Source organism: Neobacillus sp. PS2-9 (genome assembly GCF_030915525.1).
In the GTDB taxonomy this organism is placed as follows: domain Bacteria; phylum Bacillota; class Bacilli; order Bacillales; family Cytobacillaceae; genus Neobacillus.
The window spans coordinates 1293328-1319880 of the sequence record NZ_CP133269.1 but is presented as its reverse complement, the minus strand read 5'-3'; the positions used below and the strand labels follow the sequence as shown (position 1 = coordinate 1319880).

Genomic DNA, 26553 nt, shown 5'->3' with positions numbered 1-26553 from the left:
TCCTTCTTGTGAACAATAATCGAAGGACTTTCTTAAGAGGTGAAAGGATGAAGAAAAAGTTTTATCTTATATTGATTTTCCTATTATTACTTCCTAACCTAGCAATAGCGAAACCTGAATCGGATAAAGTAAAAGTGGCATTTGTTAGAGATGGCATTCTTTGGACGAAAATGAATGGCATAGAAGAAAAAATCACGATCAAACCTACCAAGTATAACGAGCCACCCCAATGGTCTCATGATGGAAAGTGGATTGTTTATGGTGTAGAACCGAAAGAGAAACTTAGTCCGAACTTAGAGTCCCAAACAGAGATTTGGGTGTATAGTTTAGAGACGAGAAAACACAAACGAATTACCTATGACGGCTCGAAGCCAAAATGGTCACCGGTTGAGAATATCCTAGCCTTCAAAAGCGGTGGTGTCTTAAATGTCTCCAACCTGGATCAGTTTTATAATATTGCGTTAGGTGTAGGAGATTATGATTGGTTCCCGGATGGAAGGGCCTTTATTACCTCCTCAGGCGCTTCACTAAGACCCGATGGCTGGACAAATCCTGTTCTTTACAAAATTGGACTTGATAAAGATTTTTCAAAAATCACGAGCCTAACAAAAAATGTGAAAAAATTGTACACCATTCCAAGTGAAATAAAAAAAGGGAATATTAGTTTACTTGCCATTGATGCAACTAATTTTCAATTTTCCCCTGATGGAAAGTGGATTTCTTTTATGGTCAGCCCCACCGCTTCCTGGTCAATGGACAGCAATATGATGTGTGTGATCTCATCTGATGGACAAACCTTCGAGGTTTTAGATGAAATGATTTGGGAAGTTGACTCTCCTCAGTGGGCCTTCCATCAAAACCGGTTAGGTTATATTGCGGGTGGGGGAAGAATTGTTTTAGGGTTCAAGAATAAAAAAATGAAGGTCACGGAACTTCCGGCTTTCAAGTCAATCAGCTTGACTCCCCCTCACTTTGCGGAGTTAGGTTTTACATGGAGAGATGATCAGTCAGTAGTTGTCTCAAGGGTTAAAGAGAGCGAATGGTCAAATGATCCTAAGCAGAGGCCCGATCCTTCTATATTTTTAATAAAAATGGGGGAGCAAACGCAATTGCAATTGACCCATCCGCCAAAGGGGTTTGGTGATTACCACCCTATTTATCTTCCTTCAGCCCGTAAATTAACCTGGGTCAGAAAAAAGGATTTGGCTGAAACACACAGAGATTTATGGATTGCCGATCAAAACGGAGAAAACGCTCGGGTATGGATCAAAAATGTGGTTGGATATGATTTTTATCAAGGGAAATAGATGATGACAGGCCTCCTTTTCATGTAAAGCGGGGCCTTTTTTTGTGTGAATTTCATTTATCGACCACTTCGGGTCAAAAATCGGCCGATTTAGAAATTATTTCGTCCACTTTGAGTGATTTTTTGTCCACTTTTTGGTTTTATCGTCCACTTCATGTAACTTATCGGCCACTCTGTCCTAATCTCCTTCCATTTTTTACAATTAAATCATTGACAAAAAGAATATTCAGAATATATATTGCTTTTAAGAGTAATTATTTTTCTTTAAAGAGTAATTCTATCTAAAGGAGGATTACCATGGATCAATTAAGACTGAATGTTGAATTATTACGAAAACGTGTGCCTAATCTAACTGTTGCAGCCGCTGCAATCGGATTACGTCCCGCCACCGTTTCTAACCTTTGCACTGGGAAAATTCCTTTAGCACGTGCTGAAGTCAAGACCCTTGTCACTCTTGCAGACCTTGCAGAATGCACCGTGGATGATTTAATCATCAGGGGATCAGATGCGGAGATGCTGGAAACCGGGATTAAAGTCATTGACCTTTTTGCTCCGTTAACACGCGGGGGTACCATCGGATTTGTTGCTCGACCGGGCATGGGTCAGCTTGTCGTTTTAGCAGAGATTTTCCATCGTATGAACCTCAATGGTTTTGAAACCTTCTTCTTGAAACCTAAAGAAGATGCTTTGGGTTTAAGTGATGTCATCAACGAAACGAAACACGTCTGTTACTCTGTCCAGGAAGCTTTCGAAAAAATGGTGAACATGTCCAAACAAACCATCTTTCTCGCTGCGGATCGGCAAATGGTTTTAACCGGGGAAATTTACGACCTCATTGAAAAATTAAAGGATGCAGGAGTCACTCCCACTACTTTGTTAGTCGACTTACGGGGTGAAGCTGTCGATGAACAAGATCCATTTGGACCATTAGATACCCTGTTGCAATTTGATGCAGAGCTGGTTTCTCGAAAAATTTACCCAGCAATCAATCCACTCCATTCTACTTCGGTACTAATTGAAGGAGCAAAGCTTTCGAAAGTACAATTGCACACACAGCAGCAGGCAAAAAAAATCCTGCGCCGTTATCGTGAATTACGTTTTCTAGGAACGGAGCTAATCCCTGCATCTGAGCGAGAGACTTATCACAAAGGACTTCGTCTCGAAGCGTATTTTACACAACCATTTTTAATAACAGAGCCTTTTACAAAGAAAAAAGGAGTTTCAGTTTCAACTCAAATGACCGTCGCAGATGTCCAACGAATCTTAAAAGGGGAAATGGATGATGTGGATCTGGAGACTCTTTTCTATGTGGGTGAACTCAAAAAAAAGGAGGAATGAACAATGTCAACCTATCAATCTGGATTTGCTGAGATTAATGGAGCTACAATTTTTTATGAGGTAAAAGGAGAAGGTCGCCCCGTGTTACTATTGCATGGATATCCTCTAGATTCAAGAATGTGGGATGATCAATTCGAGGAATTCTCCAAGTACTATCAAGTTATTCGCTTTGATTATGCAGGCTGTGGAAAGTCTAGTCATCACGATGAAGATTTTTCACTAGTAGAAGATGCTAAAAACTTATTATTATACCTAGGTGTGGCAAAAGTGGAACTTGTGGGCCTCTCAGTTGGTGGGAATCTAGCAATGGACTTTGCCTTAGCCTATCCGGAGATGGTCGATAAACTGATTCTGGCTTCCTCAGGATTATTAGGGTGGACTGATTACTCTCCTGAAAGACAAAATTATAATAAAGAAGTGAATGAGCTATTTCAGAAGGAGTCCCTTGAAGAGGCAGTTGAGTTAATGTGCAAGGCATGGGTCGCAGGTCCTTTTCGGTCTATCGATGAAATCAATCCAGCAATTATAGAGAAATATGCTGCCATGCTGTCAGGGAATATAACTAGAGAGAACGGTACGGGCAAAATGATTTTACCAGAAAAGAAAACATTGGAATTGGTTGGGAACATATCTGTTCCAACGTTGATTATCTCCCCTGATATCGATTTCCCTGATTTCAGTGCAATTTCAGAGCTCCTTCATGAAAAGATTACGGGTTCACAGTTAGTTGTGATTCCTGGCACTGCCCACATGATGAATATGGAAAAACCATTGGAATTCAACCAGCTTGTAGTGGATTTTCTAAACAGGACGCTGATTCGCTCATTGCCCCAACAATTTTTAAAATAAATAGAAAAAGCAGCTCATGCAAAGCTGCTTTTCCTCTATTTCACTTGATAATTCATCAAAAGCTCGATTTCTTCATCAGTTAATTCGCGGTATTCTCCCAACTCAAGGGTTTCGTCTAATGCAAGTGGTCCCATGGAAATACGCTGGAGGTATACAACTCTTTTTCCTACCGCTTCGAACATTCTTTTTACTTGATGAAATTTCCCTTCGGTGATCGTCAATTCTATATCGGAACGAATTCCAGATTTCAATATCTTTAATTCACCTGGCTTTGTTTCGTAGCCGTCATCCAATGTTACACCATGAGCAAAGGCAGTAATATCCGCTTCTGTTACTTCTCCTTCAATCACAGCAAAATAGGTCTTCGGAACATGTTTTTTCGGTGTCAGCAATCGATGAGCCAATTGACCGTCATTGGTGATTAACAATAAGCCCTCTGTATCCTTGTCCAATCTTCCAACAGGAAAAGGCTCATACACTTGGTCTTCAAGTTCCAATAGATCAATGACCGTTTCACTATTATTATCCTCCGTTGCTGATAAAACGCCTGGAGGTTTGTTCATCATTAAATAGATAAATTCTCTATATTCAATGACCTCACCGTTAAGCGTGACGGTTTGTTTCTCCGGATCAACATGCTGTTTTGCATCTTTCACCACAACATTATCTACTTTAACTGAGCCGCTTTTTAGAAGTTGCTTTACTTCTTTTCGGCTACCAAAACCAAGGTTAGCTAGCATTTTATCAATTCTCAAGCAGTACCCCTCCTTCTTGGCAATTTTAACTTTGTCATTAAACGCTCAAGCCTAGTTCCAAATAAGCGGCTGGCAAGGCCTGATTTTAAGCCTAAATAAAAATAGATAGCTGCCCCTACTCCTGCACTAACTAAAATTAACAAAATAGATTGCCCTTTCAATGCTGGAGATAGGAATAATGATAGGAACTTATAGACGGCCTCTGTCCCTGCCCACATTAATCCAGCAAAGATCATGATTAATAAACCCCTTCGCCAAACAAGTCGGAATGGGTAACGAGAATACGTTTTTATAACGATGATATTGATAATAATGGCTGCAAGGTACCCAAGTGTGGTAGCGAGTACAGCCCCTTTTGTTTCCATCATTTTTATTAAAGGAATGTTTAACGATAATTTTATTAATAATCCTACAAGGAGACTTAAGATTGTAAATCGTTGTTCATTAATACCTTGTAAAATGGCAGCTGTAACTGAGTAAAGAGAAAATAGAATCGCAACCGGTGCATAGGCCCTTAATACTTCTGCTCCAAGTAAGTCATGCTGATAAAAGACGGTGTAAATAGGCTCAGCCAGCAAGGAAAGACCAATCGAAGCCGGGAGCGTTAAGAATAATAAGACCTGAAAGGTTTGATTTAATTGCCGATTCATATTTTTCCTGTCGTTCTCAACAAAAGCCTTCGTAATACTAGGAACAAGCGTTAACGAAAAAGCTGTTGCGAGTGACACGGGGATGATGACAATCTTGTGCGACTCGAAATTCAACATGGAGAAGAAAGATTCAGCGACTTTCGCCGATTTCCCAATTTCCGCCATCGCCTTTGTAAAAGTAAACTGATCAATCGCCTGAAATAATGGATTCGCAATGCCCACTAAAACAAATGGAAAGGCAGAAATAAAGATTTCTTTATAGATTTCCTTGAGTGAGATATCCATCGTACCCTTATCATGTTCAAGAAGCTCGTCTAAATACGGCTTTCTTTTATACCAGTACCAAAATAAAACGGCAAGTCCACCAATAGCTCCAATAAAAGCAGCAAAGGTAGCTACACTAACTGCCGTTACCATTTTTCCATGGAAAATATTTAAAACTGCATAAGCACCTAGTAGTGTAAATAGAATCCGTACTATTTGTTCTACTACTTGAGAAAGTGCCGATGGCCCCATCGATTGATGGCCCTGAAAATATCCTCTGATCAAACTCATGAACGGAACAACAATTAAAGCAAAGCTAACTGCTCTCATCACGGTTGTGACATCTTTTAAATTCGCTTTTTCACCTTGTGTACTCATTTCAGCCAACATAGGGGAAGCAAAATACATGGCTAAAAAGGCAACAAATCCAGTGATGAGCATAATCATTAATCCAGATTTAAATAGCTTCCTGCCAACAGCGTATTCTTCAAGTGCATTATATTTAGAAATAAATTTGGAGACCGCCAACGGTACACCTGCTGTGGCGACACTAATAAAAATGGTGTAAGGAACATATGAAAATTGATAAAGGACCGTCCCTTGACGCCCGACAATTTGAAAGAATGGAATAACGTAAATTAACCCCAAAATTTTGGAAAGTATCGTTCCTATAGTTAATATAAATGTTCCTCTTAAAAGCTTAGATTGCATAAAATCCCTTCCTACCCGAAGAAATACGTGCGTGTTTTCACAAAGTACCTGTCGACTTTTTTTGCACACTATTAGTAGTTTACAACTCTTTTCCCTTCGATGCTACTAACAAATCAAGTTAATTTTATTAAAATCTTGCCTATTTGTTTTAATTCATCAAGAAATGTTTATAATGAAGTGACATGAAATCTTTGAATGAATATAAAGTTGGTGTAAATATGGATTATGATGTGATTGTCATCGGCGGGGGCCCATCCGGTTTAATGGCTGCCATCGCCGCTGGTGAAAAAGGCGCGAAAGTACTTTTAATAGATAAAGGCGACAAGCTGGGCCGAAAGCTTGCTATTTCTGGGGGCGGACGCTGTAATGTGACGAATCGCCTGCCCGTTGAAGAAATCATTAAGCACTTGCCAGGAAATGGCAGGTTTTTATACAGTGCTTTTTCCATCTTCAGTAATGAAGATATAATTAGATTTTTTGAAAAGCTAGGAATCGAATTAAAGGAAGAAGACCATGGGCGTATGTTCCCTGTTTCCGACAAAGCACAATCGGTCGTGGACGCACTTTTACATCAATTGGAAAAGCTCAATGTAAAAGTGTTCAAAAATAGTCCTGTAAAGGATCTCATGTATGAAGATGGTCAGGCATCCGCTGTCTTGTTAAAGGATGGCCAACGTCTATCAGCCAAATCCATTGTGATTGCTGTTGGCGGAAAGTCTGTTCCCCATACAGGTTCCACAGGAGATGGGTATGCATGGGCAGAAAAAGCGGGGCATACCATTACGGAACTGTTTCCTACTGAGGTACCTGTCACGTCCAACGAACCTTTTATCAAAAATAAATCGCTGCAGGGTTTATCTTTACGGGACATTGACTTAAGCGTCTTAAATCCAAAAGGGAAACCGATCATCTCTCATCGAATGGACATGCTATTCACTCATTTTGGCGTTAGCGGCCCCGCTGTATTACGTTGCAGTCAATTTGTTGTAAAAGCAATGAAGAAATGGAACTTAAAAGAGGTTACCATGAGTCTAGATGCTCTACCCGATAAAAAGGAAGAAGAGATTTTTCAAGAAATCATTAAACTAGTAAAAGGCGAACCTAAAAAGAGTATTAAAAATACACTAAAAGGGCTGCTCCCTGAACGGTATTTACTATTTCTCTTAGAACAAAATAGCATCGACCCATCCGAGCAGGGTGGTACCATTTCTAATGAAAAAATCAGAAGTTTTTCTAAAAGCTGTAAGCAATTTCTCATTAAGGTAAATGGCACTCTTCCACTTGAAAAAGCCTTTGTAACCGGTGGTGGGGTCTCGGTTAAGGAAATTGAACCGCAAACCATGGGGTCAAAGCTAATGAACGGCTTATATTTTTGTGGGGAAATTCTTGATATTCACGGGTATACAGGTGGCTATAATATAACCTCCGCGCTCGTAACCGGAAGACTTGCTGGGACTAACGCCGCCCTCTTCGCAAAAACTAGTTATCACTGAATATAAGAGCAAAAGAATCCTATTAAGTGACTTTTCATTTCTTACTAATAGGGTTCTTTTTTTGTGGGATTACTTATGTACCAAGATTTTCAGCATTAGCGTTTTTTAGTTTCTTTTTAAATAGAAGCCCTAGCAATAACAAAATTATAGGCACACCAACGCTGATAGACATCGCGAGCAAGACCCAGTAGGACTCAATATAACTGATGGCCCGGTGGTGATCAAGTACCACCCAATACCCAAAAGCACTTAGTACAAAGCTCACGGGAATAATGGTTCGGTTGAACTTTTTTATACCAAATATTCGTTGAACGGAAATCGTTGCACAATAAAAGGTCATAATGATTTGAGTAATAGACGAAAGAGCAAAGAATGCAATCATAATCATTTCATACCGATGGATAAACAACCCGATCTCTGCGCTTCTTGCCATTTGCATGCAGGAAATAATGTACTGCCCAGCTACTTCTGCCGATAAAACACCTGACTCAAGAATCGGCCACAAGACAACGAAGGCTCCCCCTAAGAGAATGCCGTATGCTCCCGATTTACTCCATGTTTTATTTTCTTTTACTTTCGGTAAAATCATCGCGGCCATCAAGGTCGCCATTGCCCAGTCTGTATTATTATGCCTGCTTGCCCAAACATCTGGAACCAGCCCAGCATCAAAAATAGGTAACAGCTCCTTGATATCGAAGTCAGACATAGACCCAATAATGATTAAAATATTGAGCATTAAAATGGAAAAAACACCGATAAGGGCCATTCTTCCGATGACCTCAATTCCATGATATAGAGCAAAAACAGCAATCACCATGCCGGCTAAAATAAATAAGAACGTGGGGGCTTCAGGCAAGAAATAATCTTTAAGATGGTAAACAAATGTGGTAAATACCGCCCCAGCTGCACCTACAAAAAAGAAGAAGAGAAGTAAACTAATTATTTTCCCAAACCATTTACCTAATAGCACTTCACTTTGTTCAATGATATTGAGGCTTGGAGTTTTGCGTATTAGATATACCGTTAATAGCATCATTAAACAACCCTGGATGGTAGAAAATAATGTGGAAATCCACATATCCCCACCTACCTCTCGGGCAATCGATCCTTGTGTTAAACCAATGGCTTTTGCATATACCATATTAATTATGAGTGCCATAAAAATCCCATTTGAAATCTGTACTTTCATTTAGTTCTTCACACTTCCTGGCTTTGTCTGTTTTTTTAATAAAACAGTATCATTTATTGTTGCTTTCGTATGAACCTCAACTGCTACTGTCGGAAAAATCGTTTCCCAACTGGGCCCAATTTTCCGCCATTCTACCGGATATTTATTGTTAAACACTTTTCCAAGTTCAAGGAAATCAGATTTAAATTCAATCTGGGCTTTTTTTACAATCTTCTCGAAATCTTTTTTCTTTTCTTTCTCTATCATTTTTTCTAGTGCTCTTACCTTGTCTCTTTCCTCTAACGCAAAGGGACAAGCTGCCTCCACTACACTTCCCGTGGTTTGGTAGGATATCTTAAACGACGGTTTATTATTTTGAAAAGAAGGAGTCACACTGAATTTCTGGTTCTTTAATTCCACTGTCATTTTTTTACTTTTGTCATCGGGGCAAGACAAGATATGTACACCTGTATCAATTGGTTCAATAAAAGGAATCATCCCTCTCACTTCCACAGGCTTTAAAGTTCCTACAAGCTTATCCTCCCGAAAGATACCCGCCCCTGCTAATTCAACCTGATTGTAGGCACCAGCCTGCCCCTCCTTTTTATTGGAGACACCCCGTTTTACAAAATGGAGTCTTGCCAATATAGGTTGAGTACTTTCATTTAGGTAGGCAGACTGCAAATCAATCATTTGTGTCCGTGGCGCTTGTACTGAAATGGGGGTATACCTGAATAACTTATCTAACGCTTCTCCTGGAACCACTTCTAATCCCGTCATCGTACTAACTACTTGGTTTGCCGGATTTGGTGTGACAACAACCCAAGTTCTCATCCTAAGTTCTGGATTTCGTGTAAAGAAATCAATAATGTCACTTATTCCTTCCTTTGCCAGGTCTTCATTAATAACAATAATGAGATTATGAGCCCAAAATACCCTTCGACTGGAAAATGTGGATAAGTTTCGTATGGCTTGAAAAATCGTTTCACCTTCTGCGGAAGCAGACCAAATAGGATCTCCCGTTTGCCCGGAAGGAGCCCCTGTGGAACCTCTTGCATCTGCTGGCCTTGCAATCTGGGTGGTTACTTTTATAGTTCCTTCTTTCTCTCCTTTATCTAGACCTACTGCCATAACTAGTGCTAGATCGCTTAATTCTCTTTTTCCTGTTTTACAACCGCTCAATAGTAATAAACAAGATAAAAAGAGAATGATATATTTAGGAAACACTATCGTTCACTCCTTTTTCGATAGGTTTTTCCGTTAACCTTCATTATTATTGTTTCCTTGTGGGTTTTTAGGTTTTTGACTATCACTTGCACGTTGTCTTTGCTTTGCCAGGTGTGGCAGTCGTTCCATTGACCACCACGGAAACCTTATAATCATATCCTTCTGATCAGAAGGCTGAAAAGGAGTGGCCGGAGCTAGATATGACTCACCAAAGGACCTTAAAGATAACGCGTGAATAGCGATAAGAGAAAAAACAACTGTAAATCCTAACAAACCTAACGTTCCTGAAGCAATTAATAAAGGAAATCTAACTAGCCTTATGGAAAAGGAGGCTGCATAATTCGGCATAACAAATGAAGCAATACCAGTAATTGCAACGATAATAACCATAAAGGGAGAAACCAAACCGGCTTGTACGGCTGCTTGTCCGATGACTAGAGACCCAACGATACTCACGGCCTGACCAACAGGTTTAGGCATCCTTAGCCCTGCCTCCCGCATCAGTTCAAAACTTATTTCCATGATGAGCGCCTCTATCAAGACCGGGAATGGAACTACTTCTCTCCCAGACGCAATCGTTAACGCTAAAGCTGTTGGAATCATTTCTTGATGAAAGCTTACCAACATAACATAAATAGACGTTAGGACAAGACTGATAATGAAAGCAAAATAACGAATGAGACGAAAGAATGAACCAGCCATGTACCTAGAATAATAATCATCACTTGCCTGTAAAAATTGCCAAAAATAAGTTGGAACGATCAACACAAAAGGGGAATTATCAACAAAGATTGCTACTCTACCCTCTAAAATAGACGCTGCCACCTTATCAGGGCGTTCCGTGCTTTGCACGGTAGTGAACGGAGAAAGTGGCGCATCCTCTATTAATTCCGATATATAGCCCGAGTCGATAATTCCATCAATATCAATATTGTCCAATCTCTTCATTACCTCTTCAACCAAGCCCTTTTTTACAGTCCCTCGATGGTAGGCAATGTTAAGCGTGGTCTTAGATGACTTTCCAACTACAGTCGATTTAATAGAAAGAAGCGGATCCTTTATTCTCCTTCTAACGAGAGCAGTATTTGTGCGCAAATTTTCAGTAAAGCCATCTCTAGGACCAATAACTACTTGCTCTGTCTGTGGTTCGCTGACAGCTCTGTCCGCCCAACCTCTAGTCGAAACAAGGATGGCTTGATCACATTTTTCAATAATAAATACGGAATCACCCGATAAAATGGCATCAATCACATCTGCTACCTTGGAAATTAATTTAACACTGTGTGCATGAAGGATATGCTTATTGATTTTATCCGGAAGATTCGTATAAAGAGTATTTATATCCATGTCTCTTAATAATCGCGGGGCTTGATAAATAAAGGAATCAATAACGGAGCCAATGATATTGGTGTTTACTAAACCGTCGATATAAAAACAAACGATCGCTATGTTCTTTTTCTGATGAAAAAAAAATTCTCGTACAATTAAATCTCCATTATCAGTAAGAATCTTTTGGATTAATAATTTATTTTCCTCGTAATTTGCTGTTAATTCTTTTTTTAGATGCTGATCTAGATTATTTTCCATTACTTTACCCTCTCCGTGTAATGAACATTTGAATCTATTCTCTTTATATCCAAACCACTTATAAAATAACCCCTACTAAGGTATGAATGGTGTATAGGGCGTCGACAATAACATTGAGGTGTTTGCAATGGATTTTTATCATTTTTGGCTATACCAATATGTGATAAACACGATATGGTTTTTATGGATAATTGTTGGTGTCGTGATAGTGTTAAACTTTTCGGGGCCAGTGATATTTTGGCTGGTGATGACAGGCAAGGGAAAATCCAAAAAGAAACAAAAAGAAAAACCTAGTCTTAAACAATAAACTTGCTTAAGCTAGGTTTTACATTTCCTATAATGAGAGTTTCACGGTCACGAGCGATAGATAATCATCGCAGAAAAGCAATAAATTTGTTCTTCCTCTTCCTCTTCTGTCATGGCAGCAACGTTATATTTAATATCGAGCAGACTCTGCTCATCAATTCCTCTTAAGAAGCGATTCATTTCTTTTTCTAAATCCTTCTCATGCTCCCGGTCAAATAACTTTACCTGAATCACTGTACTCTCCCTCTCCTTTTTACTATCATTATTTACCATTTTTCTGAATTTTATAAATTAAAGTCTGTAAAAATTTAAGTTTATATTAAGGTTTAACTTGTAAACTCCTAAATGTAAGACATTTGAAAGAGGAAAGGAGCACTACAATTGGATAAAAAACAAAAAATCTCATGGAGTGTAAGTTTTGGTAGTTTAGCCTTAGTGGCAGGAATGGTGTCCTATCTGGGATTATCAAATGGAGATCAAGCAAACAATTCCTTAGCATTAAATCAGGGGCAACCTTCTAACAATAATTCCAATCAGCAGTCACAAGATAATTTTAATTCTCAAGCGCCTGAGGAATCAAATCAAGGGTTTAATCATTCTTTTCGCGGGGATCGTTCCTCTCAATTTAATCAAAATGACCAAAGTTCAGATAATAGTGATCAATTTTCTGGCAATAATGATCAATCCTTTGACAATAGTAATCAGCAAGATCAATTCTCAAATGGTGGCAGTCCTGAGATGGGCCATCATGGCGGATTTGATACTACTACTGGTGGAACCTGATGTACTCCTATCGATTCAACTCTATGAGTACGATTGTTCAAATTTCTATCAATCATGAACTGTTTGCAAATGATATGATGCCCATCTATAAACTATTTGAATTAATAGAGTCGACGTGCAGCCGGTTTCGTGAAGATAGTGAACTTTGTCGGTTAAATCAGCAGGTTGAAAAAGAAGTCACAATTTCTAGTGAAATGTTGTCCATTCTTACCGATGCCTTTCGTTTCTATAAGGAAACAAAAGGTATCTTTAATCCTTGTGTATTAACGTCACTAGAGGACAATGGTTATGCTAGATCGATTGAATATATTAAGGGGCAGGTAGTCGTACCACTCCCTTCAACTGCTGTAAATACGACTCGATCACCATTTACTCTTTATAAAGAACAGCAGACAGTCACACTTCATGACAAAATTGATTTAGGTGGGATTGCCAAAGGCTGGGTCATTGACCGTGCTGCTGAACGCTTGGAAAAGATGGGCTATGGTTTTATTAATGTAGGTGGAGACATTCGGATCTTTGGAGAATTACCTCGTGCAATAAACATAGGAATTGAAAGTCCTTTTGATGAAAAACAAATGCTATCCTCTATTCAGGTGACCAGCGGAGCAGTAGCTACCTCCACCTCAATGAAAAGAAAGTGGATTGTTAATGGCGAGTGGAAGCATCACCTGATTGATCCACGAACGGGTCAGTCATCTGAGAGTGAAATTTTATCTGCTACTATTGCCGCTCCAACCGCTGTAGAAGCTGATGTATGGGCAAAAACCGTCCTTCTTTTAGGAGAAGAGCAAGGTAAAGAGTGGATTAAAGAGAAATGGACACAAGCCGTTTTAATCAATAGGAAAAATGATATTTGGAAAGGAGAAAACTAGTCATATGGAAATGTTTGAGTGGTATATGATTCGAGCGACTGGAACGGTGTCTTATTTACTACTTTACCTTTCTGTCCTTCTCGGCCTGTATTCTCAGGTTCAAAAAAAGAGAAAACAAAAAGTTACCGTTTCCTTGTTTTTGCATGAGGCACTTTCCAACTGGGCACTGATTCTTGTCTTAGGCCATGTTGGTTTTTTGCTCATTGACTCGTATATTTCCTTTCAATGGGTTGAAGTGTTAACACCTTTTAATACAGACTATAAGCCTCTGCCAATGGCAATGGGGACAGTGTCATTGTATTTTTTAATCATGACGATTTCCACCTCAAAAGTACGAAAAAAGATTGGCTATCAAAAATGGCGTAAATTACACGCCTTGAATCCGATTCTCTATATTTTAGTGACGCTGCATGGACTATTCATCGGAACAGACTTCCAAGGGGTTGTCCTTTTAGTCATCAATATACTACCAGCCTTGCTAATAGGTAGCTTGCTTTTTAGAGATAAGTCGACACTTGAAGCAACTCATTGAGATTATAAAAAAACCGATTCTCCAAGGGAAGAATCGGTTTTTTGGTTTATTTCTTTGTTTCACCTGTCCAGTTTAGCATTCCGCCAATCATGTTGCGGACCTTATAGCCTTGTTCCTGCAAATAATAGCAGACATTCCCACTGCGGGCGCTTGAGCGGCAAATAAGAATATATTCTTTATCCTTGTCAAAGTAATCAAGGTTTGCAGGAATATCGCCCATACGAATATGTTTAGCGCCCGGGATCATCCCTCCTGCTACTTCCTCATCTTCCCTTACATCTACAAGATCAAGCTTTTCCCCTGCTTCAAGTTTCTTTTGTAACTCTTCAGGTGTAATAATTTGAATTTCTTCCATGTCATCCATCCCCTTTTTAAGAGTAAAGAGGCTTACCCCATTCGCTTTGGAGGCAGCCTCTTCATTTCATTTAGTTTGCTACAATGTTTACAAGTTTACCCGGAACGGTAATCACCTTGCGAATGGTTTTTCCTTCGATTTGCTCTTTCACTCGATCATCATCCATCGCAATTCCTTCCAACGCTTCCTTACTTGCATCAGTTGGTACCATAAGCTTTGTTTTTACCTTACCATTTACCTGGATTACAATTTCCACTTCGTTATCTACTAACTTCGCTTCATCATAGGCTGGCCACGCTTCATACGAAATAGTTCCACCACTATGACCAAGTTTTTCCCAAAGCTCTTCCGCGATATGCGGAGCAACCGGTGATAGCATTTTAACAAATCCCTCCATATAATCCTTTGGAAGCACAGTCGCTTTGTAGGCTTCATTGATGAATACCATCATTTGAGAAATAGCAGTATTGAAACGTAAGCCCTCGTAATCCTCAGTTACTTTTTTCACGGTCTGATGATAAACCTTTTCCAAATTAGATGCTTCTTCATTTGGCTGGATTTTTGGATTTAACCCTCCATTTTCTTCTACCATCAACCGCCAAATCCGGTCAAGGAAACGACGTGATCCGTCTAAACCATTCGTTGACCACGCAATCGATGCATCAAGTGGTCCCATAAACATTTCATATAAGCGAAGTGTATCAGCACCATGGCTGCTTACAATATCATCCGGATTCACAACATTTCCTTTTGATTTGCTCATTTTTTCATTGTTTTCACCTAAAATCATTCCTTGGTTAAATAGCTTTTGGAATGGTTCTTTTGTTGGTACCACTCCGATATCATACAAGAACTTATGCCAGAAGCGCGCATAAAGCAGGTGAAGTACGGCATGCTCGGCACCACCAATATAGATATCAACAGGAAGCCAGTGGTTTAACTTCTCTTGGGAAGCTAGTGCCTGATCATTTTTCGGATCAATATAACGTAAGTAATACCAGCAGCTGCCTGCCCATTGTGGCATGGTATTTGTTTCGCGGCGGCCTTTTTTACCTGTTTCAGGGTCAACTACATTTACCCAATCCTCAATATTGGCTAATGGAGATTCTCCTGTACCAGATGGTTTGATATCTGTTGTTTTTGGTAATGTCAATGGAAGCTGATCTTCCGGAACAGCAGACATTGTGCCATCTTCCCAGTGGATAATTGGAATCGGCTCACCCCAATAACGCTGACGGCTGAACAACCAATCGCGTAAACGGAAGGTTACCTTCTTTGTTCCGATTCCTTTTTCTTCTAACCAAGCAATCATTTTTGAAATGGCTTCTTCTTTGTTTAAACCATTTAAGAACTCAGAATTGATGTGTTCACCGTCACCAGTATATGCTTCTTTTTCTACATCGCCGCCTGCTACTACTGGTTTAATTGGTAAATTGAACTCCTTCGCAAATTCAAAATCACGCTCGTCATGTGCAGGAACTGCCATGATTGCACCTGTTCCATAGCTTACTAATACATAATCGGCAATCCAGATAGGCATTTTCTCACCATTCGCTGGGTTGATGGCATAGGCACCAGTGAAGACACCCGTTTTTTCCTTCGCAAGGTCTGTACGCTCAAGGTCACTCTTCGTTTTCACCTTATCTAAGTATGCATCCACTGCCGCACGCTGTTCTGCTGTTGTAATTTTATCAACAAAGGAATGCTCTGGAGCAAGAACTGCATAGGTTGCACCGAATAATGTATCTGGACGAGTGGTGAATACAGTAAACGTTTCTTCGTGTCCGTCAATTTGGAAGTTTACTTCAGCGCCTTCTGAACGTCCGATCCAGTTGCGCTGCATTTCTTTCAAGCTTTCTGGCCAATCAAGTTCTTCAAGATCTTCTAATAAGCGGTCACCGTAAGCTGTGATTTTTAACATCCACTGCTTCATTGGGCGGCGCTCTACTGGATGGCCACCACGCTCACTCTTACCATCGATGACTTCTTCATTAGCCAAGACGGTTCCAAGTGCAGGACACCAGTTTACGGCTACTTCATCAATATAGGCTAAGCCTTTTTCGTAAAGTTTTAAGAAAATCCATTGTGTCCATTTATAGTATTCAGGGTCAGTCGTATTCACTTCACGATCCCAATCATAGGAGAATCCTAATGCTTTGATTTGTCTGCGGAAGGTATTGATATTTTTTGCCGTAAATTCAGCCGGATCGTTCCCTGTATCCAATGCGTATTGTTCTGCTGGTAGACCGAATGCATCCCATCCCATTGGGTGAAGGACATTATAGCCTTGCATACGCTTTAAGCGTGAAAGAATATCGGTTGCTGTGTAACCTTCAGGGTGTCCAACGTGTAGGCCAGCACCTGATGGATATGGAAACATATCTAACGCGTAGAATTTGCGTTTATCATATTCTTCACTTGTTTTAAATGTTTTTTCTACTTCCCATTTCTTTTGCCATTTCTTTTCGACTTGTTGATGATCGAAACTCATACTGCTTTCCTCCTAGCTAGATAAAAATAAAAAATCCCCTCATCCCAAAAAGGGACGAGAGGATTGTATGTATCTTCCCGCGGTACCACCCACATTAGTGCTTATGCACTCACTTCATTCATCCTTAACGCGGAATACGGCAAACATTACTGTTCCTTCATGTTTGCAACTCAAAGGCGAGTTCATGATGTACCCGGTTGACTTTCACCAGCCGTCAACTCTCTTCGTACGGGTATGGACCACTACTACTCCTAGTCACTGTCTTTTCAATATGAAGTATTACGGTTATTGTATTAAATTTATCATAAGTATGCAAGTAAACATAGCCTAATTTCAGAATTGACCAAATCCCACCGATTTAAACTATAAAAAGACATTTAGGCCTGGATCAGGTATATTCCTTTTCAAATTATGTGTTGATTGCCTCTTGAAGTACCTCTAAAGTTACCTTTTTTTATTTCTTCCTTTCTTACTTGTCACTTTCGGAGGTTTACTTGTCTAAATCCATGATTACTCGTCTATTTTTCATTTTACTCGTCAACCTTCTCACTTTACTCGTCACTATCCACATTTTACTTGCAAACTACTAAACTACACCCAATTCTCCATAAAAAATACCACATTATTCAAGGACTGTGATGGGACAGAATTATATAAAAAGAACAAAGGAGACCGGCTCCTTTGTCCAATTGTCCAGGTGGGATGGACAAACTCCTACATTTGTCCATGGATGGTGCCTGACACCATTTTTGTTTTTAAAGTGCGGTCATAGATCAAAGTGGTTACGATTGCAATGACGAATAGTCCTATAAGGACGATAAATAGGGCTGAAATATCGTAAATGTCTACGATTATTCCTCCAAGCAGAGGTCCAATCATCCTTCCGCCGGTGGCAGTGCTGTTGACGATTCCTTGATAGAAGCCTTCGCGTCCTTTAGGTGCAAGGTTAAAGGCAACGGTCGGTACAGCAGGCCAGATAAACATTTCTCCTATTGTTAAGATAATCATTGCAACTAAAAGTCCAGAAAAAGCATTTGCCTTTCCTGCAACAATAAACGAAACGATAAAAATACCAATCCCGATAAGCATTTGAAGCTTCAGTGAGGATGATAGTCGCTTCAATACCCCATTTAAGAGTGGCTGCCCTAAAACGATAATGGCACCATTGATTGTCCATAACAAGCTATATTGACTTAACGAAATGTTGATTTCCTGTGTATAAGATGAAATCGTTGTTGACCACTGAACGTATGCGACCCAGCAAAGTAAGTACCCTATGCACAGAATTAACAATGCTTGCAGATTATTTCTGTTTTTTACAACTGGTCCATCTGTGTCACTTATTGGCTTAGCTGAAGCGGTAGCGATTCCTTTATAACCAAACACAGCAATGAGAAGAAAGATGATATACATGATCGTATTGGCAAGGAAGATGAGCTGGAAGGAATAATCTGCTACAATCCCGCCCAAAGCTGCTCCTACTGCTACCCCAAGATTTTGAGCCACATAGATTGCGTTAAATGCTTTGCGACCGCCCTCTACCCAAACGGTGCCCGCCATCGCGTACATTGCTGGAAATACCACCCCAGAACCAAAGCCAATGATGGTTAAAAACACAATATATGCTGGCCAGCCATGCCAAAACGTCAGGCCTATCAGCGCAGCGAGCGTAATACCAATTCCCAAAATGATAGATTTATAGCCGCCTATTTTGTCAAATAGACTGCCGCCATAAAGGTTTCCGATGACACTGGCTGCCGAGTTAAGCATCAAGACAACACCAGCAACGGATAAGGATTTACCTAAATGATCGTGAATATAGATTGTATTTAAAGGCCATAAAAAAGAAGAGCCTGTTACATTCACTGCCATCCCGATGATTAAGAGCCATAAGGCACGTGGCATGAAAAACGCTCCTTTACAATTAGCTATTATTTCAATTCCCAAAGAAATATATTATTCCTTTTTCAGCGGAAGTGCAATTATTTTTCATTGCCAGCACCGGGTAAATGTTCGCTGGATTTCTAGTCAATTCACTGAATTTCGATAGATTCCGCCAAAGTTGAGATTTATTCCGCCAACTTTGCAGTTTATTCCGCCAACTTCGAATGGAATTCCGCCAACTCTGCAGTTTATTCCGCCAACTTTGAATGGAATTCCGCCAACTTTGCAGTTTATTCCGCCAACTCTGAATGGAATTCCGCCAACTTTGCACTTTATTCCGCCGACCTAAAAATTAGAACTCTAAAATTGACTCACCACAATTAATTTGACAAAATAAACGCAAGAAAACACTGTTTCTCACGAAGAAACAGTGTTTTCTACAACGTTACCTAAGGCTCTTTCCATTCTTATTCCTTCTTGGCGGGACGAATAAGATGATTAATGGAAAAGTCTATTTTTTTACAGGCGGTACAACAGGTGCTTGAGCAGGGAAATAACTATTTACTGCCTTATCTTTTTTCTTCTCATTTACCTTTTCATCCAGGACTGCTTTTTTCACTTTTTCAATTTCCTTATCCAGCTCATCCATGTTAACGCCTTTTTTCACAAGTTCTTCAGTAGCTAAGCGGATGGCTTTATTGGACTGCTCAATAGAGATTCGTAACGAATCCATCGACCCTTGTGGATTATGAAAGCCTGCAGAGTTTTCAGCTGCAATAATATCCCAGAACCATTGTCCCTTGCGTACAAATTCCTGTGCTTGTTTAATTTTCTCTTGGCTTACCCCAGTAGTAATCATTTTGTTTACATAATAGTGAGAGGTGGTTGAAACGTCCTGTGCTTCGTGTAATGCACTAACATTTGCCTCTTGAATCTCAAGAACACGATCTTTTAATTTGTCTAAATCACGGTCCCCGTGGCACTGGCCGCAAGAGGTTTGCATCGTTTTTAGTGGAGACGTCCACCAGTGTGATGTGATCTTTCTTTTTCCATCGACGCGTTCATACGGCATGTGGCAATCTGCACAGGAAACATTAGCTTTACCATGTGTACCGGATGAGTGTGTTTCATATTCAGGATGTTGTGCTTTTAACATAGGAGTACCAGAAATATTACTTACCCAGTCCTTCTCAAAACCGTTTTCTTTTGCAATCGTATTATAGTATTCATACATTTCTTCCGGCTTAAATCCTTTTGTCCAAGGGAAGGTTACTTCACTATTCTTTGAAGCAAAGTAATACTCCACATGACATTGTCCACATACATAACTGCGCATATCATTTTTCGTTGGTTTGGATACATCTACTCCCTTAGCTTCTAAAGCTTTATAAAAACTAGGACGTGTCACTCGCAAGTCCATCGTTTTTGGGTCATGGCAATCAGAGCAGCCAATTGGAGAGTGTCCCATCGCTTCACCCTTTGGCCAAATATCCTTGTTAAAATTGGCCCCCCAATAGCTATCGCCCATTTCCTCAATCATTTTTGGAACAGCCGTTGATTTACATGTATAACAAGAACCTACAGATTTATCAGTAATTCGTTTAATATTACGAATATCTTCTAATGCATACGTATGCCCACGCTCTTCGTTATACTCGGTTGCAAATCCATAACCATTAAACAAAATCGGCAGCAATGGCTCTTTATCCTCATCATACTTGCTGCGTTTGACAGAGCCACCGTATGTTGTATCTTCCATCTTTTCATTTTTCTTATAACTGTTGTACTGTAGCGGAAATAAGTCTTTGAATGCTTCATTACTAATTTCATCTGCTGAGAGGCCAGTTGTCTTTTTACCTGCAGCGGTTGCTGTTTGATCACTGGATTCAGTGCCACAGCCAGTGATCAATAGTACAAATGCAAGCAGGAAAAGATATGCCCCATATCGGAACCTTCCCATTATTAAAATCCTCCCTTATTTTCTAATAATTCTCCTGATTTAGGTGGCTTATTATAGTGGTCATCTTTAAAGCCTTTCCCATGTGGTACTGTTTTGTGACAGGAGACACAACTATCCTTCGCGTCATGAGACACATTAGTAATGGTACTCTTGTGACAGGAAACACAGTTTTCATTGATTACTTTCATCGTACGGTCTGTGGCCTCAATGACATTCGGGATATCATCTGTTCCTAGTGAGTTGTAATACACATGAGTCATCCCTGCTCGACCTTTAAAAAATAACTTTCCTACTTCACTCTTGTGCGGTAAATGGCAGTCATTACATTGAAGTTCTGCATGAGTAGAGTCCATGAATGATGTGTATACATTCTTCATCGTATGACAGTTTTGACAGAAACCTGGTGAATCCAGATATGCCATAGTCTTTACTGTTGTGAGTGATAGAAGGACACCGATTAGAAGTACGACTACAAATAGAAATTTTTTGTTGATTTTTAAAAGCTTTTTGAACATCTCTTCACCTCCCATAGAATTCTTTTTTCTCTTTTTTATTTATTAAAGTACTTACGTACCTTAATTCCCGGTAGATTGTTTTCTTTTTCTTTTCTTTAAAAGAATGGCCAAGATCCCTGCTGAAAGGACAGTTATTCCACCAAATGTGCCAACGGCCAGATGTGTGGCATTCTTCGTCTCTTTCTTTTCATCTATGTTTACTGCATTATCATTTAGTTCTGTTGTTGGTTTCGTTTCTTTACGGTCATACTTCAGTTTGAATTCTTTCCCGTCCCCTGCTTTCACATCTTGGAAAAGATAAGATAACGTTTTATCTCCTTCAACATGATTCTGATTCTCTTCTGGAGCTGGCGTAAGCTTCATATTCTTTGCTTTTTCGGGCTGGGTAAAGGAAATGTTAAGAAGTCCAATATCAGCAAAACTTTTAAAGTCATACGCTAATGACTTCTTTTCTTTTTTAACCATTAAGCTATCCGTAAAAAATTCAATTACGAATTTATATCGTTCATTTGGACCTATTTCTTCACTTGTAGTCCAGGAAATGGTCTCTTTTTCACGATCTAGCACATATTCAATCTCATACGCCTTGCTTAAATTAATTGAGTAATCTGCCACGTAGCCAATTCGAAAATTCTTCTCCTTAGTTGGCAGCGGAATTTCGATTTGACCTTTTTGGGGCCCTTTTGAGTTGTTTACCATAGTCCCTTGATAGCCGATTAATAGTGGGGCATGGTTCTTTTTTTGATCATTTGGGTGATACGCATACTCCGGCATGATATGTATCGACAGTTCTTCCATGCTTAAAACACCTTGATTTTCTGCATAGCCATTCATTGGAAACATTAGGACGAAGAACATACTTAGGAAAAATAGATACTTTTTCATTGTTACTCCTCTCAGGATCGGTTGGTAAAAAATGTGGATGATTTGTGAACATGTTCACATGGTATGTTTGAAAAATTGTTAGGTGACCGTCCTCAAACTCTTTGGTCTCCTAACAGAAAGTGGAGGTTTTGGAATGGAATCTTATAATCCATACCTTATTTAAACCATGTTAAACACACCCAATCTGTGACCTACATCACACATCAAAACCCAGTTGTTTCTAATGTGTGAACGGGATTTTTCTTCTATTTTCAAGGTGTTTTCGTTGAAAAATTTATATAGAAGGGGTTTAAGGGGCTCTTTTAACGAAAAGAAGAGGCAGACTTTTTTGTCGGCCTCTTCTTATTTTTTTTTAGGAGGATTGATTTTTTTCTTGGTGGAATTTAGACTTCACTGGCTGGCCGCCAGTTTTTTCGTACTTCTTTTTGGATTGTTTAACCACATCGAAATCCTGACCAAGCTCAACGTCTTGATTATTTACTCCATTTCGAGTTTTTTGCTCAGGGTTTTGTTGTTTTGAACGTTTTTTCAAGATTTCTCCTCCTCTTAATGACTTTCAAGGATCATTGAGTTTTGAATCTGCTGTAGCTGCAATCTCATTCGATGGAGTTGTTCACGCTGTTGTGAATTCGCACTATGTGCCATTTTTGCAATGTCCTGATAGGTTTCTTCTAGCTGTTGTAATGCTTTTGTGTAATCATCGTCATTATAATGCTCTTGAAGGCTGCTTTGCTTATATTGATCCTCAGCATATCGAAGCGCATCCTCACACTGCTGCATTAGATTATCCATTGATTCACGAGTAGCCATGTAAAAGAACCCCCTTTATTTTGAAGCAAGCACACTGCTTCATTTCTTATTTTGTTCTTGTTTCTTTTTCCTATAACACAACCAGTTTGATAAATGCTGGCAATTTTGTATGAAAGAATTTCAATTGGATATGCTCTTGAGTTCATGTTAAAATTTTTCTATCTTATTCAATTTATTGAGTGGAAATTCTTTAACAAGGAGGTTTACTGATATGATTCAGACTAAACCTTTTCCCTATGCTGTTGATGATAAGCGATACCATACATGGAATTACCACCTGCGAAACCAATTTGGGCACAAGGTATTTAAAGTGGCACTAGACGGCGGATTTGACTGCCCAAACCGTGATGGTACCGTTGCTCATGGCGGTTGTACTTTTTGTAGTGCTTCTGGATCTGGTGATTTCGCAGGAAACCGTGCGGATGACCTTGAGAAACAGTTCATTGATATCAAAGAGAAAATGCACACTAAATGGAAAGACGGCAAGTATATGGCCTATTTTCAGGCTTACACTAACACCCACGCACCCGTTGCCGTTCTCCGTGATAAATTTGAAAGAGTTCTACAGCAGGAGGGTGTCGTAGGCTTGTCAATCGCCACTCGTCCAGATTGTCTCCCGGATGATGTCGTGGAATATCTAGCAGAATTAAATCAGAGAACCTATTTATGGGTGGAGCTTGGCCTACAAACGGTCCATGAACAAACGGCGGCTCTTATTAATCGAGCCCATGATTTCCAATGTTATATCGATGGCGTTAATAAATTAAGGAAGCACGGGATTCGTATTTGTTCCCATATTATTAATGGGCTGCCACTTGAATCGTATGACATGATGATGGAAACGGCAGGAGAAGTTGCAAAACTTGATGTACAAGGGATTAAGATCCACTTGCTTCACCTTTTAAAAGGCACACCAATGGTTAAGCAATACGAAAAAGGAATGCTCGAGTTTCTTTCCAAGGAAGACTATATAAAATTAGTATGTGACCAATTGGAGATTTTACCGCCGGAAATGATTGTTCACCGTATCACAGGTGACGGCCCGATTGACTTAATGGTGGGTCCAATGTGGAGCGTAAATAAGTGGGAAGTGTTAAATAGCATTGATGCGGAGTTAAAAAAGAGAAACAGCTGGCAAGGGAAATTTTATCACGGGCAGGCGGAGGAATAAAATATGAAGATGGATCGTATTTTACCTTTTGCCAGAAAATTACTTGAAAAAGCTGTAAAACCTGGAGATATCGTAATAGATGCCACATTAGGTAATGGCCATGATACCGTTTTTTTAGCAGGTCTAGTTGGAGATAGTGGAAAAGTGTACGGGTTTGATGTACAGAAAGAGGCGATTGCTGCGAGTAAGGATCGCATACATCAGCATGGTCTTTCCGAACGAGTAGAGATTTTTCACGAAGGTCATGAGAATCTTTCCCGACTTATCCCAACTATCCATCATGGTAAGGTTACTGGAGCTATTTTTAACCTAGGTTATTTACCAGGAAGCGATAAATCCATTGTAACTCGTCCTGAAACAACCATTTCAGCAATTGAGCAATTATTAGAAATGATGACTCCAGAAGGCACCATCGTGCTTGTTATCTACCATGGACATGTGGAAGGAGCAGTAGAACGTGATTCCTTGCTTCATTACTGTCAGCAATTAGAGCAAAAAAAGGCCCATGTCCTCCAATACCAATTCATCAATCAGCAAAATAACCCGCCATTTATTGTGGCTCTTGAAAAACGCTAAAGAGGCTGACTTGAAAAACGCTAAAGAGGCTGACTTGAAAAAGTCGCCTCTTTTATTTTGTCATTAATCTTATCACAAAGGATGGTACAGATTTTTGAATCGACCGATAGGCAAGTCCATTAAAATAAAAGAAATAACTAACCCACCCACCCGATTTAATCATTCCTCTTGCCAGCTTACGGACATTTTTTTGCTTTCGTACTTTCTCATCTGATAAATAGATCCCTAGCAGACCGCGATTGATCAGCTGGTGAAATTTTTTATGAGGGAGAAACTCAGTGTGCCTATCTGCTTCCATAACAAAATGGTTTAAACGATTAAAGAGAGTTTCTTGATTTTCATAGTAAGCACAAAAATTCAAGTCTCCTCCGGCAATATCCTCTTCTTGATCAATAAAATAATCCAACAAGATATGTAAGCCTTGAATATAAGGGAAATACCCTTTGCGAATGTTCTCAGCATCGCTGGTCTTAAAATCGTCACGCATAGCATAGGAGACTAAACAAAAGATCCCCAATGTAGAACCTGAACATGCCGAGAATTCATACCATTCCATTTCAGGCAGCTGTTGTTGGTAGTGATTAAACCATTTTTCCAGACGTGGGACACGTTCATCGTGAACTACATGTTTATTTATTTGCAGGTCGCAATAATACTGGCATAGTTCAAGTAGATAATCCTTGATCTTGTCGTAATGTTTTAATTCCCGTAATACTGATCGGCAGGTTTCCGATAAATCATGCAAGTAATTATCGTCGTTTTGGTCCTCACGGAACCGGTAATAGTTTTTCTCTTCAGCGTGTAAAACCAGCGCATCTGACATAGATTCATGCAGGGCAGCAAAATCGATAGGATCAAGAGACGTACTTCGGTCACAAAGATTATCTAAGTAATCACTGATCGTTTGGTAGGCCACTATGAATTTTATTGCTTTTCTATATTCTCCTTTGGCAGTTAGAGCAAGGATGGCTCCTCCTTCACAGTGGAAGGTTTTATGCTCTATACTCGCCAGGGCCTGTGCCCTTAGTTCAGGATTCGGGATTTTCTCAGCTCGGCTTTTCCAATAGGCCAATTCTTGATGGACTGCTGGAAGTACTTTGCGATAAACCCTGGACATGAGGGTGATTGGCATCATGAAAAAAAATCCACCTTTCTATACGATATAGCCAATTGCTTTTAGTTGACTGTTTACAAAATCCTTGGCATATTCAAATACTTCTTCCCGCTCTGGCTCATTAAAGATTTCATGATAGCATTTTGGCCATTCCTTAAATCTTTTTTCGGATAATGGGGCGTGATTAAACCATTCCTTAACGGTTGCCTTATTGACAATCAAGTCATCCCCACCCTGCATCACCAGCATGGGAATATCCTGTGTTTGATCCATAGTTACGAATGCCTGCTTCATGGCAGCAACTAACTCTCTATACCATCTGACAGAGACTTTTGTAACGTATAGGGTATCATTGGAATCCGCTTCTCGCACATCTTCATTTCTAGTCGCCATTTGAACCGTTAAGCCTGAATTCATCCGTAAAGATGGGAATACCACATTCAAACCGTAAGATAGAATGTCTATAACTTTAGATGGGGATTTAACCAGGCCCAAACATGGTGATGACAAAATGACACCAGCAATGTTTAGCTTTTCTTCCTGTAATAAACGGATAGAAATTAATCCCCCCATACTATGGCCTAATAAAAATACAGGTAAATCATATCGGTAAGCCGCCTGAATCCAATCCTTTACCTCATAAATGTATTCGTCGAAGGAATCGATATGGCCACGGTTCGCCCTCGTTGTCATACCCTGACCGGGAAGATCGGCCATAATTACATGAAAGCCCGATGAACGCCACATTTCAATCAGCCAGCCATAACGCCCATGATGTTCCATGGCACCATGAACCATCACAATGACTGCTCTTGCCTCCCCTTCCGCTTCCCACTTCCACATATATTTTCCCCCTAGAAAAATGTAATTGCTATTTGTTGAAAAGTTTATTTTACTATAGTCATTAAAAAAGATGAATTTTTTGAATTCCCGGTCATGCATTCGCTA

At 39.8% G+C, this 26553-nt stretch carries 25 protein-coding genes and 1 other annotated feature; of the genes, 9 read left to right on the top strand and 16 right to left on the bottom strand.

Annotation, left to right across the window (positions count from 1 at the left end; all coding sequences use genetic code 11):
• Nucleotides 1-47 precede the first annotated feature (47 nt).
• The 3 genes from RCG25_RS06495 to RCG25_RS06485 all read left to right on the top strand — a co-directional run bounded on the left by RCG25_RS06495 (nt 48) and on the right by RCG25_RS06485 (nt 3493).
• Complete coding sequence (locus tag RCG25_RS06495) at nt 48-1307, top strand: TolB family protein (protein WP_308082852.1); 1260 nt, start codon at nt 48-50, stop codon at nt 1305-1307.
• A 296-nt stretch (nt 1308-1603) separates the two neighbouring features.
• A complete protein-coding gene (locus RCG25_RS06490; protein WP_308082851.1) occupies nt 1604-2644 on the top strand; it encodes a hypothetical protein in 1041 nt (346 codons plus the stop codon).
• Nucleotides 2645-2647: 3 nt separating this feature from the next.
• Entirely contained in the window at nt 2648-3493 is an 846-nt protein-coding gene (locus RCG25_RS06485; protein WP_308082850.1) for an alpha/beta fold hydrolase, read from the top strand.
• A 35-nt stretch (nt 3494-3528) separates the two neighbouring features.
• Here the strand turns inward: RCG25_RS06485 and RCG25_RS06480 are convergent, their stop codons facing one another.
• Nucleotides 3529-4248 (bottom strand): pseudouridine synthase, encoded by a 720-nt coding sequence (locus RCG25_RS06480; protein WP_308082849.1) that lies wholly within the window; start codon nt 4246-4248, stop codon nt 3529-3531.
• Nucleotides 4245-5873 carry a putative polysaccharide biosynthesis protein gene (locus RCG25_RS06475; RefSeq protein ID WP_308082847.1) on the bottom strand — a complete coding sequence of 543 codons (1629 nt, stop codon included), beginning with the start codon at nt 5871-5873 and terminating at the stop codon, nt 4245-4247. The genes RCG25_RS06480 and RCG25_RS06475 overlap by 4 nt, the downstream gene beginning before the upstream one ends.
• Nucleotides 5874-6091: 218 nt before the next feature.
• Between RCG25_RS06475 and RCG25_RS06470 the strand changes: the two genes are divergently transcribed.
• Nucleotides 6092-7366 (top strand): BaiN/RdsA family NAD(P)/FAD-dependent oxidoreductase, encoded by a 1275-nt coding sequence (locus RCG25_RS06470; protein ID WP_308084110.1) that lies wholly within the window; start codon nt 6092-6094, stop codon nt 7364-7366.
• A gap of 73 nt (nt 7367-7439) precedes the next feature.
• Here RCG25_RS06470 and RCG25_RS06465 read toward each other — a convergent pair whose 3' ends face one another.
• The 4 genes from RCG25_RS06465 to RCG25_RS06450 all read right to left on the bottom strand — a co-directional run bounded on the left by RCG25_RS06465 (nt 7440) and on the right by RCG25_RS06450 (nt 11888).
• A complete protein-coding gene (locus RCG25_RS06465) occupies nt 7440-8555 on the bottom strand; it encodes a GerAB/ArcD/ProY family transporter (protein ID WP_308082846.1) in 1116 nt (371 codons plus the stop codon).
• Complete coding sequence (locus RCG25_RS06460) at nt 8556-9761, bottom strand: Ger(x)C family spore germination protein (RefSeq protein ID WP_308082845.1); 1206 nt, start codon at nt 9759-9761, stop codon at nt 8556-8558. It lies immediately after the preceding gene.
• Between the two features lie 33 nt (nt 9762-9794).
• Nucleotides 9795-11348 (bottom strand): spore germination protein, encoded by a 1554-nt coding sequence (locus RCG25_RS06455; RefSeq protein WP_308082844.1) that lies wholly within the window; start codon nt 11346-11348, stop codon nt 9795-9797.
• A 354-nt stretch (nt 11349-11702) separates the two neighbouring features.
• A complete protein-coding gene (locus tag RCG25_RS06450; protein WP_308082843.1) occupies nt 11703-11888 on the bottom strand; it encodes a sporulation protein Cse60 in 186 nt (61 codons plus the stop codon).
• Nucleotides 11889-12035: 147 nt separating this feature from the next.
• On the opposite strand from RCG25_RS06450, the gene RCG25_RS06445 reads away from it, so the two are divergent.
• Genes RCG25_RS06445 through RCG25_RS06435 form a run of 3 tightly spaced genes read left to right on the top strand, consistent with a single transcriptional unit; the run spans nt 12036 to nt 13844 of the window.
• The gene (locus RCG25_RS06445) at nt 12036-12437 is read left to right on the top strand and encodes a hypothetical protein (protein WP_308082842.1); all 402 of its coding nucleotides are present in this window, start codon (nt 12036-12038) and stop codon (nt 12435-12437) included.
• Nucleotides 12437-13312 carry an FAD:protein FMN transferase gene (locus tag RCG25_RS06440; RefSeq protein WP_308082841.1) on the top strand — a complete coding sequence of 292 codons (876 nt, stop codon included), beginning with the start codon at nt 12437-12439 and terminating at the stop codon, nt 13310-13312. The genes RCG25_RS06445 and RCG25_RS06440 overlap by 1 nt, the downstream gene beginning before the upstream one ends.
• Before the next feature lie 4 nt (nt 13313-13316).
• Nucleotides 13317-13844, top strand: coding sequence for a ferric reductase-like transmembrane domain-containing protein (locus tag RCG25_RS06435; RefSeq protein WP_308082840.1), 528 nt, complete (start codon nt 13317-13319; stop codon nt 13842-13844).
• Nucleotides 13845-13890: 46 nt separating this feature from the next.
• Here RCG25_RS06435 and RCG25_RS06430 read toward each other — a convergent pair whose 3' ends face one another.
• The 8 genes from RCG25_RS06430 to RCG25_RS06395 form a co-directional block, all read right to left on the bottom strand.
• On the bottom strand, nt 13891-14199 hold the full coding sequence (locus RCG25_RS06430; RefSeq protein WP_308082839.1) for a rhodanese-like domain-containing protein: 309 nt from the start codon (nt 14197-14199) through the stop codon (nt 13891-13893).
• 70 nt (nt 14200-14269) lie between these two features.
• Entirely contained in the window at nt 14270-16690 is a 2421-nt protein-coding gene (leuS, locus tag RCG25_RS06425) for a leucine--tRNA ligase (protein ID WP_308082838.1), read from the bottom strand.
• 47 nt (nt 16691-16737) lie between these two features.
• Nucleotides 16738-16958 (bottom strand) — a binding site (T-box leader).
• Nucleotides 16959-17404: 446 nt separating this feature from the next.
• Nucleotides 17405-18595: an MDR family MFS transporter gene (locus RCG25_RS06420; protein WP_308082837.1), complete on the bottom strand. Its 1191-nt coding sequence runs from the start codon at nt 18593-18595 to the stop codon at nt 17405-17407.
• Nucleotides 18596-19085: 490 nt separating this feature from the next.
• A complete protein-coding gene (locus RCG25_RS06415) occupies nt 19086-20534 on the bottom strand; it encodes an ammonia-forming cytochrome c nitrite reductase subunit c552 (RefSeq protein WP_308082836.1) in 1449 nt (482 codons plus the stop codon).
• Between the two features lie 2 nt (nt 20535-20536).
• Nucleotides 20537-21049 (bottom strand): NapC/NirT family cytochrome c, encoded by a 513-nt coding sequence (locus RCG25_RS06410; protein WP_308082835.1) that lies wholly within the window; start codon nt 21047-21049, stop codon nt 20537-20539.
• Nucleotides 21050-21109: 60 nt separating this feature from the next.
• Nucleotides 21110-21934 (bottom strand): hypothetical protein, encoded by an 825-nt coding sequence (locus RCG25_RS06405; protein ID WP_308082834.1) that lies wholly within the window; start codon nt 21932-21934, stop codon nt 21110-21112.
• A 352-nt stretch (nt 21935-22286) separates the two neighbouring features.
• Nucleotides 22287-22466 (bottom strand): glycogen biosynthesis protein GlgD, encoded by a 180-nt coding sequence (locus RCG25_RS06400; RefSeq protein WP_308082833.1) that lies wholly within the window; start codon nt 22464-22466, stop codon nt 22287-22289.
• 14 nt (nt 22467-22480) lie between these two features.
• Nucleotides 22481-22744: a YtzC family protein gene (locus tag RCG25_RS06395; protein ID WP_308082832.1), complete on the bottom strand. Its 264-nt coding sequence runs from the start codon at nt 22742-22744 to the stop codon at nt 22481-22483.
• A 211-nt stretch (nt 22745-22955) separates the two neighbouring features.
• Between RCG25_RS06395 and RCG25_RS06390 the strand changes: the two genes are divergently transcribed.
• Both RCG25_RS06390 and RCG25_RS06385 read left to right on the top strand, forming a co-directional pair.
• Nucleotides 22956-23915, top strand: coding sequence for a tRNA modification radical SAM protein MnmL/YtqA (locus tag RCG25_RS06390; protein ID WP_308082830.1), 960 nt, complete (start codon nt 22956-22958; stop codon nt 23913-23915).
• A 3-nt stretch (nt 23916-23918) separates the two neighbouring features.
• Entirely contained in the window at nt 23919-24491 is a 573-nt protein-coding gene (locus tag RCG25_RS06385; protein ID WP_308082829.1) for a tRNA 5-(aminomethyl)-2-thiouridylate-methyltransferase MnmM, read from the top strand.
• 52 nt (nt 24492-24543) lie between these two features.
• Here the strand turns inward: RCG25_RS06385 and RCG25_RS06380 are convergent, their stop codons facing one another.
• A complete protein-coding gene (locus RCG25_RS06380) occupies nt 24544-25626 on the bottom strand; it encodes a tetraprenyl-beta-curcumene synthase family protein (RefSeq protein ID WP_308082828.1) in 1083 nt (360 codons plus the stop codon).
• Nucleotides 25627-25644: 18 nt separating this feature from the next.
• A complete protein-coding gene (locus tag RCG25_RS06375; protein ID WP_308082827.1) occupies nt 25645-26448 on the bottom strand; it encodes an alpha/beta hydrolase in 804 nt (267 codons plus the stop codon).
• Nucleotides 26449-26553: the final 105 nt, after the last annotated feature.